Below are 16,973 nucleotides of genomic sequence, written 5' to 3'. Positions count from 1 at the left end.
GCGGGAGCAAGGCGTGCGGGAGTCGGGAGCAAGGCGTGCGGGAGTGGGGTAGCGGGGGAGTGGGGTGAGGCCGGTGACTCGGCGACTCGGTGACTCGGCGGGTCAGTGACTCAGCAGGTCAGCGAGTCAGTGACTCAGCGGGTCAGCGTGTCCAGAGCCGTATCGGCGATGGAGGTCAGGGCGGCGCGATCGGCCCCGCCCTGTGCCGAGATCCGCATCCCGCCGATGACGGCGTTCAGGAATCGGGCCAGGTCTCCCGCGTCCCGTGTGGAGGCGATGTCGCCGCCGCTCTGTCCTGAGCGGATGACGGCGCTGATGGCGTCCAGGCGCACCGCGAGATCGCGCGCGAGCATCTCGGCGGCCTCGGGGTCGCGCCCGGCGAGTTCCACGGTCGTGTTGACGGTCAGGCAGCCGATGCTGTGGTCGTCCTCGCGGCACGCGAACTCGGAGTCGACGATCCGGACGAAGAGGGCGCGCAGCCGTTCCATCGGGGGGCGCCCGGCATCCTCCAGGATCTCGACCTGGCCGGCTGTCATGGAGTCCATGTAGCGGGCCAGGGCCCGTTGGAACAGTTCGTGCTTGCTGCTGAAGGTGTTGTAGATGCTGCTGCGGCCCAGGCCGGTGGCTTCGCACAGATCCTGGGTCGAGGTGGCCTCGTAGCCGTTCGCCCAGAAGGCGCGCATCGCCGCGTCCAGGGCCCGTTCCTCGTCGAAGGTTCTCGGTCGGGCCATGTCGGTACGGTACCTGTTTTGGAACGGCCAGTGCAATACGTGGATTCGAGCAAGTGGGTTACCACTTGCATCGTTCTACCGGTAACGTCGATCTCTGAGGCAAGACGACGACGGAGCGGATTCCATCCACTGGGAGGCACCCCATGACGTCGATGACGTCGCTGACATGGCACTTGGCGGAGAAGTTCGAGACGCCGGACGGATACGTGAGGTGGGCCTCGTTCGGCGACGGGCAAGGGGGGAGGGGACCGGAGGGTGAGGGCGGTCCGGTGGTCCTCTTGCACGGGTCGCCGTTCTCGTCGTACATCTGGCGCGAGATCGCCCCGGCCCTGGCCCGTTCGCGCAAGGTCTACGTCTGGGACCTGCTCGGCTTCGGGCAGTCGGAGCGGGGGGAGGGGCAGGACGTCGGCCTGGTGGCGCAAGGGAGGATCTTCGCCCGCCTCCTCGCGCACTGGGGCCTGACCCGGCCGAGCGTCGTCGCGCACGACGTGGGCGGAGCGGTGGCGCTTCGGGCGCTGCTCCTGGAGGGCGCGGAGTACGCGGACCTCACGCTGGTCGACGCGGTCGGCGGAGGGGCGTGGGGGACGGGCTACTTCAAGCTCATCCGCGAGAACGCGCACGTCTTCGAGCAACTCCCCGACTACGCCCACGAAGCGCTGGTGGCCGGCCACGTCCGCCACGCCACGCACACCGGCTACGGGCCGGGAATCCTGGACGCGTACGTCGACCCGTGGCGCGGCACGGAAGGGCAGGCGGCGTTCTATCGCCAGTACCGCCAGTTCGAGCAGTCCCAGACGGACGAGCTCGAACCCGTCCTCGGCGAAGTACCGATACCGACCCGCATCATCTGGGGACGCGAAGACCGCTTGCTGCCACCGGAGTTCGCCGAGTTCCTGCACGCGCGGATCCCGCACGCCGAACTGACCTGGGTGGACGGTGCGGGCCACACCATCCAGGACGACGCACCGGCGCGCCTGCTCTCACACTTGGCCGCGGACTTCCGTGAGGCGGTGACCTGAGCGAGCCCTCGAATCCGGTGCCCACTCCACGGCGAACGCCCGTCCTGGGTTCCTGGTCAGTATGCGTTCCACCACGCCTCTCCCCACGGCGAGTTCGAGTCGCGGCCGCACCCTGCGCAGCAGATGCGGGAGGCCGGGGCCGCCGCTCACCGCGCGTGCCCCGGCGGTTGTCGTGTCGCCGCCGAGGAGGAGCTGGTCGGCGAATCCTGCCTCGGCCAGGGTCTGTACGGCTTCCGGCATGCGCCAGTCGGTGGCGTGGTGGGCGCGGGAGGGCCCGTCGAAGGCGAGGTACGCGCCGGCTTCGGCGACCTGGTGGTGGACCGTGAGGTCGGGGGAGCGGTTCAGGTGGCCGAGGATCAGGCGATCCGGCGGCACGTCCAACTCGCCGCACAGCAGGTCGAGTACGTCCAGTGCGCCCGTGCCCAGCTCCAGGTGTACGGCAATGGGTGCGCCGGTCGCGTGGTGGGCCTCGGCCGCCGCGTTCATCGTCCAGCGGGCGTGCGTGTCCAGGCCGTGGAAGCCGCCGGCGACTTTGATCAGCCCGGCCCGTACGCCGGTGTCCGCGATGCCCTCGTTCACCTCCCGTACGAAGAGCTCCGCGAGGCCCTCGGTGCGGAGGCGGTCCAGCAACTCCGTTGTGTAGTGGACCGATTGGTGCAGGCCCGTGGCCGCGACGATGCGTACGCCCGTCGTCCGGGACAGCCCCGGAAGGGCACCCGCGTGGCGTCCCATGCCGTGCGGCGTCCACTGGATCAGGCTCTCGCCGCCCGCCTCCCGGAAGGCCGTCAGCTCCTGTGCCGCCGAGATGGCTGAGTCCATTTCCTGGCCCGGGAGTTGAGGGCTCGTCAGGAAGAGGTGGTCGTGGGCGTCGCAGACGCCGATGTGCTCAGGCGCGATGTCTCCTAGGACCGTGCGGACCGTGCCGACCGTGCGGACCGTGCCGACCGTGGGGGTTGTGCGGGCCGTGCGGACCGTGTCTTCCGTGGGGTCGACCGGGCTCACCACTGCTGCCCCTGCGGGAGGAGGCTCCGCTCCGGTGCGGACAGGTGCAGGACCTGGAACACGTCGCCCGGCCCCTTGGGTGAATCGTGGTCCCAGACGGAGAAGTACAGCGCCTCCCACGTGCGGGGGTCGATGGCCGTCGCGGCATAGATAGCCCCCTCCCGGCGGGCCAACCGCTCTGCCTCGTAGGCGAGTTCGGCAGCGAGACCGCCGAGGTGGGTGCGGGCCGGGATCCGTGTCCGCCGCCGTATGGCGGACTTCGCCGGCGCTCCCGACGCCGTCCCCTCTGCGTACGCGAGCCCCGGCCAGTGCTGCACCTCCGGTCGCCCGAAGTCGTCGACGATGCCCTGGAACCCGGGGCCCCAGAGGAAGGAGTTCATGCCCTCTGGGGTGTTCCAGAGGTAGAACGGCGCGTACTGGTTCACGGGGGAGTCGTCGACGCCGCGCTCCCGGATGAGGTACGCCTTGGCGCCGAGGCCCGGGTAGCCGTCCAGCAAGTGGCCTTTGGCCGCCACCCGGTTGCGGATGATCCCCATGTCGTAGTCGGCCGGAAGCGTGATCTCGTACTGCATCGCGTGCATGATGGTTCGCCCCTCGGGCTCAAGCTGCCGGGTCCTTGCCCGCAGCCGCTGGATACTCGTTGGCGCGTACATGCGCGTCCCAGTGCGTGGTGCGGTTGGTGGGGTGCGCTACGGAGCGGGAGCGGTGGCAGCGAACAGCAGGGCGAGCAAGCCGCGTACGCCGGTGTCGAAGGCCGCTGGTGAACCCGACGCGCGGGCCAGCACATATCCGCCCTGGACCGTCGCGACGACCGTCGCCGCGACGGCCTGGGCGTCGAGCGTGGACGCGAACTCGCCCCGCTCGCGGCCCTCTTCGACGATCCCGGCGATCCGGTCCCGCAACCAGTCGAGCGTCTCGGCGACGGGCGCGCGCAGTGCGTCGTTCGCGATGACGTCCGGGTCCATCGTCAGCCGCCCGACCGGGCAGCCGCGCAGGACGTCGCGCTCGCGCAGCAGATACGCCTCGATGCGCTCGTACGCCGATCCGGTGCCGCCCAGGACGCGCTCGGCCGTGGCGCGCATCTCGTCCGCCGTGCGCCTGATCGCGGCGAGCGCGAGGTCGGGCTTACCGCCGGAGAAGTGGTGGTACATGCTCCCCTGCCCGGCGCCCGAGTGCTGCTGGATCGCCTTGGGGCTCGTGCCTACGTAGCCGCGCTCCCACAGCAGTTCACGGGTGGACTCGATCAGGCGCTCCGGAGTGCTCATGAACGTACTGTACATACTAGTAGGTACAGAAGTCCAAGGCCTTCCGGAAGCAGTTCCGTACCCCCCATCTACTCCCGCAGTGGTACGCGCACTGCCGCTGGCCGTACGACGACTCGGACCCCCTCGGAGCGCGAGTCTCGATACATCGCACACGACGCCGCACCAGGCATCGCAGACATCGCTCCCGAGGAGATGGACACCATGAACACCCTGGCTCACTTCGATGGCGGGCCCGGCCCGTGGATCCTGTTCTTCCCGCTCATCTGGGCGGCCGTCGTGATCGGCGGCATCACCCTCCTGCGCCGCACCGTGTGGCGGGGCCGCCGGGCGCCGTGGCAGCGGGACGGTGCCGAGCGGAACGTACGCATCGACGAGAACTCGCCCATCGCCGTGCTCGGCCGTCGCTTCGCCTCCGGTGAGATCGACGAGGACGAGTACTGGCGGAGGCTGTCCGTCCTGAACGAGGAGTTCGGACGTACGTCCAAGGGCGGTGCGGCATGACCACCGCGACCGGACACCGCAGCACCAGCACCCTCGACGCCGCCCGCGTCACCGAGGCCGTCAAGGTCTACGGCAGCGGAGACACCGCCGTGCGGGCCCTGGACGGGGTGAGCGTCGGCTTTCCGGCCGGACGCTTCACCGCGATCATGGGCCCGTCGGGCTCGGGCAAGTCCACCCTGATGCACTGCGCCGCGGGCCTGGACACCCTCACCTCGGGGACCGCCCACATCGGCGACACCGAGTTGGGCGCGCTCGACGACCGCCGCCTCACGCTGCTGCGCCGCGACCGCATCGGCTTCGTCTTCCAGGCCTTCAACCTGGTGCCGACGCTGACCGTGGCCGAGAACATCACGCTCCCGATGGACCTCGCGGGGAAGCGCGGCGACGTGGAAGCCGCGGAGTGGACCGACGCCCTCATCGACGTCGTCGGGTTGCGCGACCGGCTCCACCACCGGCCCGCCGAGCTCTCCGGCGGACAGCAGCAACGCGTCGCCGTGGCAAGGGCGTTCGCGGGCCGGCCCGACGTCGTCTTCGCCGACGAGCCGACCGGCAACCTCGACTCCCGCTCCGGCGAGGAGGTCCTGCGCCTCCTTGGCCGCGCGGTGCGGCAGATGGACCGCACCGTCGTCATGGTCACCCATGACCCGGTAGCCGCCGCCCACGCCGACGAGGTCGTCTTCCTGGCCGACGGCCGTCTCGTCGACCGCATGGCGGATCCGACCGCCGACAAGGTCCTCGACCGCCTCAAGGCCTTCGATGCCAAGGGGGCACCATCGTCATGAATTCCCTCAGTGCGTCCGCCCGCATCAGCCTGTCCTCGCTGCGCGGCCACAAGCGGCGCTTCGCGGGTACGTTCCTCGCGGTCATGCTCGGTGTCGCCTTCCTGGCGGGCACGCTCGTCATGGGCGACACCCTGCGCGGCAGCTTCGACACGATGTTCGGCAACGCGACGCGCGGCACCGACGCCGTCGTCCGCAGCGCCGACACCATCACCACCCCCGACGACAGCCAGGGCACCCGGCAGCCCGTCAAGACCTCGCTCGTCGAGAAGATCGAGCAGACCGACGACGTAGCCGCCGCCGCGCCCAGCATCCAGGGCGCGGGCCAACTCCTCGGCAAGGACCGGGAACCCATCGGCGGCGAAGGCCCGCCCACCCTCGCCGGCAACTGGATCGACGACAAGGAGCTGAACGCCTATCAGCTGGCCGAGGGCCGCGCCCCCGCCAAGTCCGGCGAGGTCGCCATCAACCGAGGGGCAGCCGAATCCGGCGACCTGAAGGTGGGCGACACGACCACGCTGCGCACCCCCGACCCCGTCCAGGTGACGATCGTGGGCCTCGCGACCTTCGGCGGCGAGGACGGCATGGCGCAGACCACCTTCACCGGCATGACGCAGGCCGACGCCGAGAAGTACCTGACGCCGAAGCCCGGCGAGGCCGCGTCCATCCAGGTGCGGGCAGGGCCCGGCGTGAGCGAGCAGGAACTCGTCGACGCGCTGAGTCCCGTACTCCCCAAGGGAGTTGAGGCGATCACCGGCAAGGCGTCGGCGGCGGAGAACACCGACAACATCTCCGGCCAGTTCCTGTCGCTCTTCACCACCTTCCTGCTCGTCTTCTCCGGGGTCGCGCTCCTCGTCGCCACCTTCAGCATCCACAACACGTTCGCGATCGTCGTCGCCCAGCGCACCCGCGAGAACGCGCTCCTGCGCGCGCTCGGCGCCTCGCGCCGACAGGTCACCGCCTCCACCCTGATCGAGGCGAGCGTGGTCGCCGTGGTGGCGTCCGCCGCGGGCCTCGCGGGCGGCATCGGCATCGCCGCCGGGCTCCAGGCGCTCTTCCCGGCCATCGGATTCCCCTTCCCCGAGGGCGACTTGGTGATCAGCGGCCTGTCGATGCTGCTGCCGCTGGTCGTCGGCATCGTGGTCTGCCTGGGCTCCGCCCTGCTGCCCGCCGTACGCGCCGGGCGCACCGCACCCCTGGCCGCGCTGCGTGAGACAGCGGTCGACCACTCCGGGGCATCGCGGGGACGCGCCGTCACGGGCGGAGTCCTCGCGCTCGCCGCCGTCGGCCTGTCGCTGACCGGCGTCCTGGTCAGCCCGTCCGTGTGGCTGGCCGGGGCAGGCGCGGTGCTCGCGCTCGCCGCGTTCGTCGTGCTCGGGCCCGTCGCGTCCTCGCGGGCGGTACGCATTCTCGGCGGGCCCCTCGACCGGCTGCGCGGCGTCACGGGCGGGCTCGCCCGGCGCAACGCCCTGCGCAGCCCCAAGCGGACCGCCGCCACCGCGAGTGCGCTGATGATCGGTGTCGCCGTGGTCTCGCTCTTCACCGTCTTCGGCGCCTCGCTGAAGGCGACCATGGACCAGACGGTCAATCGCTCCTTCGCCGGTGACCTGGCCATCAGCACCCCCGGCTTCGGCGCGGGCGGCAGCGGACTCAGCCCCAAGCTGGCCCCCGCGCTCGCCGAGCAGCCGGAAGTCGCGACCGCGGTCGGACTCGGCAAGGGCGCTGCGGAGATCGAGGGAGAAGGACGCGCCCTGACCGTCACCGACCCGGGGCCGTTCGCCAAGTCCTTCGACCTCGGCAAGGTCGACGGGTCCCTGGACGGCCTCGACACCGACGGCATCGCGATCAATCGCTCGGAGGCCGAGAAGCAGGACCTGAAGGTCGGGTCCAAGGCGGAACTCGCCTTCGCCGACGGCGAGAAGGCCACCTTCACCGTTCGTGCGCTGTTCGGCCGGTCTGAGCTCGCGGGGGACTACGTCATCACCCGTGAGGCCTGGGCGCCGCACCGGATGCAGGACGCCGACAGCCTGGTCTCCGTCACGTTCAAGGACGGCGTGAGCGCGGCGGACGGCAAGGACGCGGTCTCCAAGACCGCGCAGGAGTACGGCAATCCGGACGTCCAGACCCGCGGCGAGTACGCCCAGTCGGCGGCGGGCGGCATCGACATGATGCTCACGCTGGTCTACGCCCTGCTCGCCCTCGCCGTACTGATCGCCCTGCTCGGCATCGCCAACACACTGACCCTTGCCATCCACGAACGGACCCGCGAGCTCGGCCTGTTGCGTGCCGTCGGGCAGACCAGGTCGCAGCTTCGCGCCATGGTCCGCTGGGAGTCGGTGCTTGTCGCCGCGTTCGGCACAGCCGGCGGCCTTGCGCTCGGCGGCTTCCTCGGCTGGGTGCTCGTCAAGGCCTCGGACGGCGCGACGAGCAGTGCCTTCGCGTTCGCGGTGCCACCGGTGCAATTGGCGGTGGTCGTCCTGGTGGGCCTGGCGGCGGGAGCCCTCGCGGGTCTGCGTCCGGCACGGCGGGCCGCACGCCTGGACGTGCTGCGTGCCATCGCCACCGAGTGACGTAGGACGCCCGCGCTGCGGAGCGTGTCACCGCCCGGTCAGCCGACAACGGCCGACCGGGCGGGAGCATGGCCGGGCGCGTGCCCGTCGGCGGGCTGCGGCCCGGCGTCCAGGTCCGCGAAGGGGCCGGCCGTGGTCGCGCCGTACACCGGGTACCCGGACGGCAGTGCGGCGGCCGGCGACGTAGGGGCCGGAAGGGTGAACCAGACGACCTTGCCGGTGTCGCCGTGGGGGCGTACCCCCCAGCTCTCGCTGACGGCGGCGATCATGGCGAGCCCGCGGCCGCAGGTGGCGAACGGTTCCGCGTCGCGCACCTCGGGAAGGCGGGGGTCGTGGTCGTGCACGGAGACCGTGAGACGGTCGAGCAGCAGCTCGATCTCCACGGTGCACACCTTGTCCGGCTGTGCATGCCGGTGCACGTTGGTCAGGAGCTCGGTCACACCGAGCGCGGCCTGGTCTATCAACGGATCGAGATGCCAGTAGCGCAACTGCGCCGATACGATTCTGCGTACCTGGCCGATCCGCGACGGCAGGGCCTGAAGCTCTACCGTGCAATACCTGCTTGGCTGGCTGATCACGGCTGCGACTCCCCGAATTGCGGTCCGGAAGAAGACGACGATCGGATCCAGCAGCGGCCGCGGGGTCTGCCGGCCGTGATTCGTGGCCGACGGGCTGGTTCGCAGCGTCATCGCCGATGAACCCAGAGTGATGCGAGACCAGAGTGACTCAGGGGGTGCGGGCGTGCAACTCGCACGGCCGCCGCCAGGAGCCCACGGGCTTCTCAGGCGCGCGCCCTGCTGCCCCCGGCCCTGCGTACCGCGTCGATGAACTTGCGTACCGTGGGCGGACCTGCCTTGCCGGGCGCAGGATCATGATCGGCGAGGGTGAGGCGGTAGCGCGTTCCGTTCAGTTCGGCAAGGGCCCGGTCGTCGGCGGCGAACCATGGCTTACCGGCGCGCACCGTCTGCACCGGCGCGCTGTCGATCTCCCTGCCATAACTGGTCAGTAGCTCGAACCTGCCGTCGGTGATACGGATTTGACCCGCCCGGGTGAGGGAGCGCAGTCGCCGTCCGATCCGCACGCCTGTGGCCGTGAAATCCGGCTCCGCCATGACGTTCCGCCCCCTTGTGCGTTTCGGTAGGTCGTTCCGTACGGGACCGCCGTCCCGTGCGGTGCAGTCTGCACGCACCTGGCGTCGAGCACCAGTACGTATGAAGACGTGGTCACAAGTGGACGCCGCCCCTCTCCCCAGTGTGCCGTGCCGTTGTGTCAGTCGACTGCGCCAGGTGTGCCTTTGAGGTGCTCAAAGGTGTGTTTATGCAGGTGAGAAGCGTGCGGAAGGTGCATATGATCGAGGTGTCCGGCCCGCTCGGAGCGTGGCCAGGTTGACGCCAAGGAGCCGCGCGGTGAGCAGCACACAGCAGGATCAAGCCGATGAGCCGATGACCACGCTCGACGTGGACCGCAGCGACGCCGAGTACCGCGCCTGGCTCAAAGAAGCCGTCCGCAAGGTCCAGGCCGACGCCAACCGTTCCGCCGACACGCACCTGCTGCGCTTCCCGCTGCCGGAGCAGTGGGGCATCGACCTGTATCTCAAGGACGAGTCGACGCACCCTACCGGCAGCCTCAAGCACCGCCTCGCCCGCTCGCTCTTCCTCTACGGCTTGTGCAACGGCTGGATCCGTCCGGGCCGGCCGGTCATCGAGGCCTCCAGCGGCTCGACGGCCGTTTCGGAGGCGTACTTCGCGAAGCTGATCGGGGTGCCGTTCATCGCGGTGATGCCCCGCACGACCAGCGCCGAGAAGTGCCGACTGATCGAATTCCACGGCGGCCAGTGCCACTTCGTGGACGACTCGCGCACGATGTACGCCGAATCGGCCGCGCTCGCCGTCGAGACCGGCGGTCACTACATGGACCAGTTCACCTACGCGGAACGGGCCACGGACTGGCGCGGCAACAACAACATCGCCGAATCGATCTACCAGCAGATGAAGTTGGAGCGCTATCCGGAGCCCGCGTGGATCGTCGCCACGGCGGGCACGGGCGGTACGTCGGCGACCATCGCCCGCTACGTCCACTACATGCAGCACGACACCCGGCTCTGCGTCGCCGATCCCGAGAACTCGTGCTTCTTCGACGGCTGGACCCACCACGACCCGGACGCCACCAGCGACTGCGGCTCCCGCATCGAGGGCATCGGAAGGCCCCGGATGGAGCCGAGCTTCGTCCCCGGCGCGATCGACCGCATGATGAAGGTGCCGGACGCCGCGAGCGTCGCCGCCGTGCGCGCCCTGGAGCAGGCGATCGGCCGCAAGGCGGGCGGCTCGACCGGAACCGGCCTGTGGAGCTCCTTGAAGATCGTCGCCGAGATGGTGGCAGCGGGCCGAACCGGCAGCGTCGTCACACTCATCTGCGACCCGGGCGACCGCTACCTGGACAAGTACTACTCGGACACGTGGCTGGCCGAACAAGGGCTGGACATCACGCCGTACGAGGCGGCCATCAAGTCGCTTCTGGCGAACGGCACTTGGACCTAGGCGACCGCAATCGCCGGACAGGGTTCAGGCGTTGGCCGCAGCGAGGCGCCGGTCCAGAGCCGTGACGGCGTCGCGGAAGGACCGGCCCATGCCCGCCCTGCCGAGCTTCAGGGCGAAGCGGAAGGGAGCGGGGCCGTCCGCGGCAAAGGTCCACTGGACACGGGTCCCGGTCCCGGCCGGGGTCAGCCGCCACTCCTCGAGGAGGGCGCGCAGGCCAGGGGCGTTCGACTCGTCGATGCGGTAGGCGTACCGCTCGGCCGGGTCGGCCGCCATGATGGTCTCCCAGAAACGCGTGCCGCCCTTGAGCCGGACCTCGCGGCCCTTGCTGCCGTCCGCGCCGTCGGTGGGCCGGCAGAGCGTGACCGCCGTGAACCACTCGGGCCAGCCGGTCATGTCGTCGGCCAGGGCGCGGTACACCGTTTCCGGGGGCGCGCTCACCTCGCGGGCGAAGACCAGGCGTACGGGAGCGGATTCGGCGAACTCCAGCCCTACGGGCCTCAGTCGGCGTGCCATTGAACTCAGCCCCCAAGCGGAATCGGATCGTTGACCGGGCACCGTCACCATAGCTGGCGGGCCGTCAGATGTCTGCGGTGCTCCCGGCGTTCTCCGCCAGTCCGGCGCTCCGGCCGTGCTCGCCCCGCACGTCGGGCCCATGCTCATCGCGCTCGCCCGTGACCACCAGGCGCCGCAGATGCTCGGAGATCTCCACCCGTGCCTGAGCGGGCATCCCGGCATCCGTCACGAGCGTGTCGACCTGCTCCAGGGTGGCGAACGAACTGAGGCCGACCGTGCCCCACTTGGTGTGGTCGGCGACCACGATGACCCGCCGTGCCGACTGCACCAGACGCCGGTTGGTCTCCGCCTCCGCGAGGTTGGGCGTGGACAGACCGGCCTCCGCCGATATGCCGTGCACACCCAGGAAGAGCACGTCGAAGTGCAGCGCACCGATCGCCTGGTCGGCGACCGGGCCGACCAGTGAGTCCGACGGAGTGCGCACACCGCCCGTGAGGACCACGGTGGCCGCGCCCTGACGCTGGCCGGACGTGCGCTGCGCGGAGTGGAAGACGTCCGCGACCCGCACCGAGTTCGTCACGACCGTCAGGTCCGGTACGTCCAGGAGGTGGTGGGCCAGTGCGTACGTCGTCGTGCCGCCGGAGAGCGCGATCGCCGTACCCGGCGCGACCAGGGAGGCCGCGGTGCGCGCGATGTCCTCCTTGGCGCTCAGCTCCAGGCCCGACTTCGCCTCGAACCCCGGCTCGTGCGTGCTCGCCTCGACCACCGGGACGGCCCCGCCGTGCACCTTCTCCAGGACGCCCTGGCGGGCCAGGGCGTCGAGATCCCGGCGGACCGTCATGTCCGACACACCCAGCTTGCGGGTCAGTTCATTGACGCGGACCCCGCCCCGGCGGCGTACCTCGTCGAGGATCAAGGCGCGGCGTTGCTCCGCGAGGAGGTTCTGATTCTCACTCACGTCCGTCCCGGCCCTTCTGCCTCGTCACACCCGGCGCGCCCGTCAAATGCGCTGCCTCATCCTCGCATGCGCCACCGACGGGCGGCCCACCGCCCGAGTCCGTGCACTCGATCCGAACGGGGAGATTGCGTGACGAGAGGTGTGGAGGGGGCCGTCAGCGGAGATCCTTGTTGCCTGACCACGCGCACGTCGCGCGCACATTCGGGGGAAGCGGAAAAGTGGCGGCTGACCACAGGGAAGAGACGGCTCTCGAACTCCTCGTGCACGGAGTCGGGGGCACCACACCGGAAGAGATGCTGGGCGATCCCAGGACCGTGCGGGTCTCCGGTGACGAGACGGCGGCCGTCTTCCGGCGGGCCGAGGACGCCGACGCCGAGAAACGCCCGGACGACTACCGGGGCAAGCCGGTCCCCGAGGCGTACGTCTGGTGCAATCTGACCTCCGGGAACGGCTCACGGGCCCTGTGGCTCCTGCTGCTTCCGTTCATGGTGGTCAACCTCGCGCACTGGATGCGCCCCACGTCGCGGCGCATGCGCAAGACCGTCCGTACGTACGGCCTGCTGGTGCGCCTGACCGGGCTCACCCTTACCGTCCTGCTCGTCGCCGCCGCCTGCGAGGTCGCCATCGACCTGACGGCCTGGCAGTGCGCGGGCACCCCCGCGTGCGCCGCCGAGCGCTCCTGGCTCGGCTTCCTCGGCCCCGACGCCTCCGGGCACGGCGGCTGGTGGAGCCAGCCCGGACGGCGCCTCGCGCTCGCCGCGCTGGTGCCCGCCGCGCTCACCGGGCTTCTCTGGTACCTGTCCCAGCGCACCTGGAGCGCATACGAGTCCCAGACACCGCTGCCCCACCAATCCGACCCGGAGGAGGAGGCCGGGCGCACCGCGCTCGGCAGGCCCGGCTTCTGGTACGGGCGCCGGCTCGTGGCCCGCCTGCGCGCCGCGCACACCGCCGCGGGGCTCCTCACGGTGGCCGCCGCGGTCGGCACGTCAGCCGCGCGCCACGACCGGCGGCCCGGTGGGCCCGCGCTGCTCGACGTCCTCGGCTGGATCCTCGACGGGACGCTCGTCCTGGGCGGGGTCATCGTCGTCCTGGTGGTCTGGCGCAGGGGCCGCAGCGAGAACAAGCTCGACCAGCACCTGGACGAGAAGCTGATCCGCCGCCTGCCCCTGGGCGCGCTCACGCTGCTCGCCTCGACGCTCCTGTACGCAGGCTGGTCACGCCCCGACTGGACCTCCGAAGGCAGGCTGCCGGGCAACGCGACCTTCGGCGGTATCGCCCTGGTCCAGGGGCTCCTGGTCATCGCCCTCGCGGTGGTCGCCCGCATGCTCTACCGCACGGCCCCCGACACCCGCACCGCCCTGCGGGGCTTCGCGGGACCCGCCGTCGCCATGCTGTCCTGCGCGCTCGGCGGAGTGATGTCCGGAGGCGGCGCCCAGCGCGTCGCCGACTGGCTCGACGGCGCGGGCGGGCCCGGCTCCGGCGGCACCATCGACGGCCCGCCCGTCCTGCTGACCTGGCAGGCGTCCGTGATCCCGCCCCTCCTGGTGGTCGTCGCCGCGCTCTGCGGCTGGCTCGGCGTGCGCACCTGGCGGCGGGCGCGCCGCGACCGGCCGACGATCCCGCTCGAATACCCGGGCGAGCCGAAGGACGAGGCCCGCAGCCGCCGCATCGCGGGCACGCGCGCGCGTGCCGCCCTCACCGACCGGGCCCCGCTCCTCGTGGGCATCACCTCCGCGGTGACGCTGCTGCTCGGAGCGGGCGCGCTGGTGGGCGCGTGGGTGAGCGAGGAGGTGCCGAGCGAGGCCGCCCAGGGGCTGCCCCTCTTCTTCGAAGGAGCGGCCGAGACCTCGCAGGCGCTCGGCTCCTGGCTGATCGGCTTCGGCTTCATACTCTTCGTGACCTGGGGCCGCCGCGCCTACCGCGACGCCTCCGCGCGCCGCACCATCGGCATCCTGTGGGACGTCGGCACGTTCTGGCCCCGCGCCGCCCACCCCTTCGCGCCGCCCTGCTACGCCGAGCGCGCCGTCCCCGACCTCACCTGGCGCATGCACACCTGGACCCGCGCGACGCGCGCCACGGGCGGCAGGCTCGTCATCTCCGGCCACTCGCAGGGCAGCGTCCTTGCCGCCGCTGCCGCCTGGCAGCTGTGGCCATCCGTCCGCAAGCGGGTCGCCCTCCTCACATACGGCTCACCTCTGGAGCGCCTCTACGGCCGCTGGTTCCCGGCCCACTTCGGCCCGGCCGCCCTCGGCTCGCTGCACCGCGAGGTCGACTGCTGGCGCAACCTCCACCGCACCACCGACCCGATCGGCGGCCCCGTCCGAGTGATCCCCGACGGCGACGGACCCAAGGTCGACCGCGACGCCCTCAAGGACCCCCTGGTCTACGGACGCACGGAGGAACACCCCCTGCCCGCACCGATCCTGGGCCACGGCGACTACCAGGCCGACCCCGCCTTCGCCGAGGAACGCGCCCGGCTGCTGGCCCGGCTCAAGCCGGCCGTGCCCGCCCCGCGCCCGCAGGCCGAAGAGGCCGCCGGAACCACCGGGACGGTCACGGCAGTTCCGGCAGATCCTCCGGATACAGCAGGGTGAGGTCGTCCGTGCTCGGCTCCTCGAAGTGGGCGACCCGGCCCGCGTGCCGCTCCACCATCGCCTCGAACGTCTGGCGGGCGGTGCGGCCGTTGCCGAAGCCGGGACCCTTCGGGAGCGCCGTGAAGTACTTCAGGAGGGCCTCGCCCGTCCCCGTGTCGAGGCGGTACTCGTGCTCGTCGGCCTGCTGCTCGACGATCCGCAGCAGTTCCTCGGGCGCGTAGTCGCCGAAGGTGATGGTCCGTGAGAAGCGGGACGCCACACCGGGATTGACCGAAAGGAAACGCTTCATCTCCGCCGTATAGCCCGCGACGATCACCACCACCGCCTCGCGGTGGTCCTCCATCAGCTTCACCAGCGTGTCGATGGCCTCGCGACCGAAGTCACGCCCGGAGTCCTCGGGCGAGAGCGCGTACGCCTCGTCGATGAACAGCACACCGCCGCGCGCCCGGTCGAAGGCCTCCTGGGTGCGGATGGCCGTCGACCCGATGTGCTCGCCCACCAGGTCGACCCGCGACACCTCGACGAGATGCCCGCTCTGCAGGACGCCGAGCGAGGCCAGGATCTCGCCGTAGAGCCGCGCCACGGTCGTCTTGCCGGTGCCGGGGGAGCCGGTGAACACCAGATGGCGGCGCACGGACGCGGCCTTGAGCCCCGCGAGCCGCCTGCGCCGACCGACCTCGATCATGTCCGTGAGTGCGCGCACCTCGCGCTTGACGCTGTCCAGGCCGACCAGCGCGTCGAGTTCACCGAGCACGTCCTTCGAGGAGCGCGACGGCGGCTCGGGTGCCGTGCTCTTGGCGGGCGCCGGGTCCGTGCGCTGCCCGGGGATCGCGCCGAGCAGACCCACGGACTGCGTGGCCGTCTGCGGGGCGGCCTCCTGCGCCGCCGAAGCCGCCGTCGCCCCGGTCCGCACCCCGCCGCTCTCGTCGCTGGTGCAGTCCTCGACGAGCGGGCCGTCCTCGGCGAACTCGAAGCCGCCGCGCGCGCACCGCTCCGTACGGCACTTCTTCAGCGTCGTACGACATCCGTCGATGACGTGGAAGCCGTAGCCCCCGCTGTCGGTCACGCGGCAGCCGTGCAGGCTGCCGCGACCGCCCGCCGACACATAGAAGCCCGCCTCCGCGGGTGAGGCGACCGTGCAGCGCTCGATGGTGGGGTCCGCGCCCTTGGTGACGATCACGCCCGTCTGCACGCCGTCGACCGTGCAGTTGGCCAGGGTGCCGCCGCTGCCGTGGTCGCGGAACCACGCGCCGGTGGCGGCATCGCGGATGCGGCAGTCGTCCAGCTGCGCCGTCGCGCCGTCGCTCACGGACACCGCCGTGTTGCGCACCTGGGAGAGATCACTGTCGACGACGTCGGCGCGCGAGCCGCGGTCCAGGACGAACAGCGCGTCCGGCACGTCGTGCACCCGGCAGGACTCCAGGACGACCGTCGCGCCGTCGCTGACCCACACCGCGGGGTAGTCGCCCGTGCTGTCGTGGATCTCGCACTGGTTGGCGTCCACGCGTGTGCCCGGGTCCCACACCGAGAGGCCGTTGCGCCCGAACTGGCGCACGGTGGAACGCGTCAGGGTCAGGACCGAGCGGGAACGCAGGTCGATCGCGTTCTCCGGGATGTCGTGGATCCGGCAGTCGGCGAGCGTGAGCACCGCGTCCGTGTCGAGCGTGACGCCGTCCGACGTGGTGCGGTGCACGTCGCAGTCCGTCAGGTGCGCCACCGCACGCCCGGTGATCTGCACGCCCGAGCCCTTGACCTCGTAGACCTCGCAGCCGATGGCCTCGAGACCGGAGTGCTCACCGGTCACCGAGAGCCCCGCGCCGGACGCGTGATGCACGCGGCAGCGCTCGAGGCGGGGGTGCGCGCCGCCGCGTACGGCGATGCCCGACTGCCCGGCCGAGACGACCTCGCACTCTTCGTAGACACCGCCGCCGCCGTCGAGCACGGCGATGCCGATGCCGCCGGGGTTGTCGACCGTGCAGCGCCGCACGGTCGGGCGTGCTCCGCCGCGCACCTCGATGCCGCTCGCGGAACGCGTCACCACGCGTACGTCGACGAGTTCGGGCGCTCCGTCCTCGACCAGGAGCGCGGGCGCCGCCGAGTCCTGCCCCTCGACGTGCAGATCCTGCACCAGGGCGGACGACCGGACGGTGAGCGGCACTCCGTCCGACGGCGCGATGCGCACGGAGCCGGGGGAGCCCTCGGGTCCGCGCAGCGTCACCGCCCGCTGGACGACGAGGTTCTCGCGGTACGTGCCGGGGGCGATGGTGAGGACGTCCCCGTCGCTCGCGGCCTCCAAGGCGGCAGCGAGCGATGCGTACTCACCCGTGCGGCGCCGCCACCGCGAGGTGCCGGTGTGCGTCACCTGGACCGTGCCCTGTGCCATGGAGTTGCTCTGCCCCCACCTTGTCGTACGCGGGACCTCACGACCTCGCGCAAGGAGCCGAAGAGTTCGGCCGGTCCACCGTAGCGCGCGCGGCGAGGGCGAGTTGACCCGATCGCCAGGC

15 protein-coding genes are annotated in these 16,973 nt (G+C 71.2%); 6 read left to right on the top strand and 9 right to left on the bottom strand.

The window, feature by feature from the left end:
* Positions 1-134: 134 nt before the first annotated feature.
* The gene (locus AC5P1C_RS15125) at positions 135-731 is read right to left on the bottom strand and encodes a TetR/AcrR family transcriptional regulator (protein WP_493866310.1); all 597 of its coding nucleotides are present in this window, start codon (positions 729-731) and stop codon (positions 135-137) included.
* 161 nt (positions 732-892) lie between these two features.
* On the opposite strand from AC5P1C_RS15125, the gene AC5P1C_RS15120 reads away from it, so the two are divergent.
* Entirely contained in the window at positions 893-1,750 is an 858-nt protein-coding gene (locus AC5P1C_RS15120) for an alpha/beta fold hydrolase (RefSeq protein ID WP_493866353.1), read from the top strand.
* Here AC5P1C_RS15120 and AC5P1C_RS15115 read toward each other — a convergent pair.
* From AC5P1C_RS15115 to AC5P1C_RS15105, 3 genes are all read right to left on the bottom strand, one after another.
* Positions 1,712-2,752 carry a phosphotriesterase family protein gene (locus AC5P1C_RS15115; RefSeq protein WP_493866309.1) on the bottom strand — a complete coding sequence of 347 codons (1,041 nt, stop codon included), beginning with the start codon at positions 2,750-2,752 and terminating at the stop codon, positions 1,712-1,714. The two genes, AC5P1C_RS15120 and AC5P1C_RS15115, sit on opposite strands and share 39 nt — an antisense overlap.
* A complete protein-coding gene (locus AC5P1C_RS15110; RefSeq protein WP_493866308.1) occupies positions 2,749-3,333 on the bottom strand; it encodes a DUF4865 family protein in 585 nt (194 codons plus the stop codon). The genes AC5P1C_RS15115 and AC5P1C_RS15110 overlap by 4 nt, the downstream gene beginning before the upstream one ends.
* A 108-nt stretch (positions 3,334-3,441) precedes the next feature.
* Positions 3,442-4,017, bottom strand: coding sequence for a TetR/AcrR family transcriptional regulator (locus tag AC5P1C_RS15105; RefSeq protein ID WP_493866307.1), 576 nt, complete (start codon positions 4,015-4,017; stop codon positions 3,442-3,444).
* A gap of 201 nt (positions 4,018-4,218) precedes the next feature.
* On the opposite strand from AC5P1C_RS15105, the gene AC5P1C_RS15100 reads away from it, so the two are divergent.
* Genes AC5P1C_RS15100 through AC5P1C_RS15090 form a run of 3 tightly spaced genes read left to right on the top strand, consistent with a single transcriptional unit; the run spans position 4,219 to position 7,867 of the window.
* Positions 4,219-4,518, top strand: a complete 300-nt coding sequence (locus AC5P1C_RS15100) for an SHOCT domain-containing protein (RefSeq protein WP_344523883.1) — start codon at positions 4,219-4,221, stop codon at positions 4,516-4,518.
* Positions 4,515-5,300, top strand: coding sequence for an ABC transporter ATP-binding protein (locus AC5P1C_RS15095; RefSeq protein ID WP_493866306.1), 786 nt, complete (start codon positions 4,515-4,517; stop codon positions 5,298-5,300). Before AC5P1C_RS15100 ends, AC5P1C_RS15095 begins: the two co-directional genes overlap by 4 nt.
* Positions 5,297-7,867, top strand: coding sequence for an ABC transporter permease (locus AC5P1C_RS15090; RefSeq protein WP_493866305.1), 2,571 nt, complete (start codon positions 5,297-5,299; stop codon positions 7,865-7,867). Before AC5P1C_RS15095 ends, AC5P1C_RS15090 begins: the two co-directional genes overlap by 4 nt.
* A 38-nt stretch (positions 7,868-7,905) precedes the next feature.
* Here AC5P1C_RS15090 and AC5P1C_RS15085 read toward each other — a convergent pair whose 3' ends face one another.
* Entirely contained in the window at positions 7,906-8,445 is a 540-nt protein-coding gene (locus tag AC5P1C_RS15085) for an ATP-binding protein (RefSeq protein ID WP_493866304.1), read from the bottom strand.
* A 203-nt stretch (positions 8,446-8,648) separates the two neighbouring features.
* The gene (locus AC5P1C_RS15080; RefSeq protein WP_361048401.1) at positions 8,649-8,978 is read right to left on the bottom strand and encodes a hypothetical protein; all 330 of its coding nucleotides are present in this window, start codon (positions 8,976-8,978) and stop codon (positions 8,649-8,651) included.
* Positions 8,979-9,309: 331 nt separating this feature from the next.
* Between AC5P1C_RS15080 and cds1 the strand changes: the two genes are divergently transcribed.
* The gene (gene cds1 / locus AC5P1C_RS15075) at positions 9,310-10,404 is read left to right on the top strand and encodes an L-cysteine desulfhydrase Cds1 (protein ID WP_493866352.1); all 1,095 of its coding nucleotides are present in this window, start codon (positions 9,310-9,312) and stop codon (positions 10,402-10,404) included.
* A gap of 24 nt (positions 10,405-10,428) precedes the next feature.
* Here the strand turns inward: cds1 and AC5P1C_RS15070 are convergent, their stop codons facing one another.
* Complete coding sequence (locus AC5P1C_RS15070) at positions 10,429-10,917, bottom strand: SRPBCC family protein (RefSeq protein WP_493866303.1); 489 nt, start codon at positions 10,915-10,917, stop codon at positions 10,429-10,431.
* A 64-nt stretch (positions 10,918-10,981) separates the two neighbouring features.
* Positions 10,982-11,875, bottom strand: a complete 894-nt coding sequence (locus AC5P1C_RS15065; RefSeq protein ID WP_493866302.1) for a DeoR/GlpR family DNA-binding transcription regulator — start codon at positions 11,873-11,875, stop codon at positions 10,982-10,984.
* Between the two features lie 218 nt (positions 11,876-12,093).
* On the opposite strand from AC5P1C_RS15065, the gene AC5P1C_RS15060 reads away from it, so the two are divergent.
* Positions 12,094-14,469 (top strand): hypothetical protein, encoded by a 2,376-nt coding sequence (locus AC5P1C_RS15060; RefSeq protein ID WP_493866301.1) that lies wholly within the window; start codon positions 12,094-12,096, stop codon positions 14,467-14,469.
* Here AC5P1C_RS15060 and AC5P1C_RS15055 read toward each other — a convergent pair.
* Positions 14,429-16,852, bottom strand: a complete 2,424-nt coding sequence (locus AC5P1C_RS15055; RefSeq protein WP_493866300.1) for a right-handed parallel beta-helix repeat-containing protein — start codon at positions 16,850-16,852, stop codon at positions 14,429-14,431. The two genes, AC5P1C_RS15060 and AC5P1C_RS15055, sit on opposite strands and share 41 nt — an antisense overlap.
* Positions 16,853-16,973 lie beyond the last annotated feature (121 nt).

It is taken from the genome of Streptomyces sp. A18 (assembly GCF_059026065.1).
The sequence above is the reverse complement of the archived record's forward strand: the minus strand, read 5'-3'. Positions and strand labels throughout refer to the sequence as shown.

What these genes read in the sequence shown, in the direction of transcription:
- AC5P1C_RS15125 (WP_493866310.1), bottom strand. Translation starts at nt 731, where the DNA reads ATGGCCCGACCGAGAACCTTCGACGAGGAACGGGCCCTGGACGCGGCG.
- AC5P1C_RS15110 (WP_493866308.1), bottom strand. Translation starts at nt 3,333, where the DNA reads ATGCACGCGATGCAGTACGAGATCACGCTTCCGGCCGACTACGACATG.
- AC5P1C_RS15105 (WP_493866307.1), bottom strand. Translation starts at nt 4,017, where the DNA reads ATGAGCACTCCGGAGCGCCTGATCGAGTCCACCCGTGAACTGCTGTGG.
- AC5P1C_RS15100 (WP_344523883.1), top strand. Translation starts at nt 4,219, where the DNA reads ATGAACACCCTGGCTCACTTCGATGGCGGGCCCGGCCCGTGGATCCTG.
- AC5P1C_RS15095 (WP_493866306.1), top strand. Translation starts at nt 4,515, where the DNA reads ATGACCACCGCGACCGGACACCGCAGCACCAGCACCCTCGACGCCGCC.
- AC5P1C_RS15090 (WP_493866305.1), top strand. Translation starts at nt 5,297, where the DNA reads ATGAATTCCCTCAGTGCGTCCGCCCGCATCAGCCTGTCCTCGCTGCGC.
- AC5P1C_RS15080 (WP_361048401.1), bottom strand. Translation starts at nt 8,978, where the DNA reads ATGGCGGAGCCGGATTTCACGGCCACAGGCGTGCGGATCGGACGGCGA.
- cds1 (WP_493866352.1), top strand. Translation starts at nt 9,310, where the DNA reads ATGACCACGCTCGACGTGGACCGCAGCGACGCCGAGTACCGCGCCTGG.
- AC5P1C_RS15070 (WP_493866303.1), bottom strand. Translation starts at nt 10,917, where the DNA reads ATGGCACGCCGACTGAGGCCCGTAGGGCTGGAGTTCGCCGAATCCGCT.
- AC5P1C_RS15055 (WP_493866300.1), bottom strand. Translation starts at nt 16,852, where the DNA reads ATGGCACAGGGCACGGTCCAGGTGACGCACACCGGCACCTCGCGGTGG.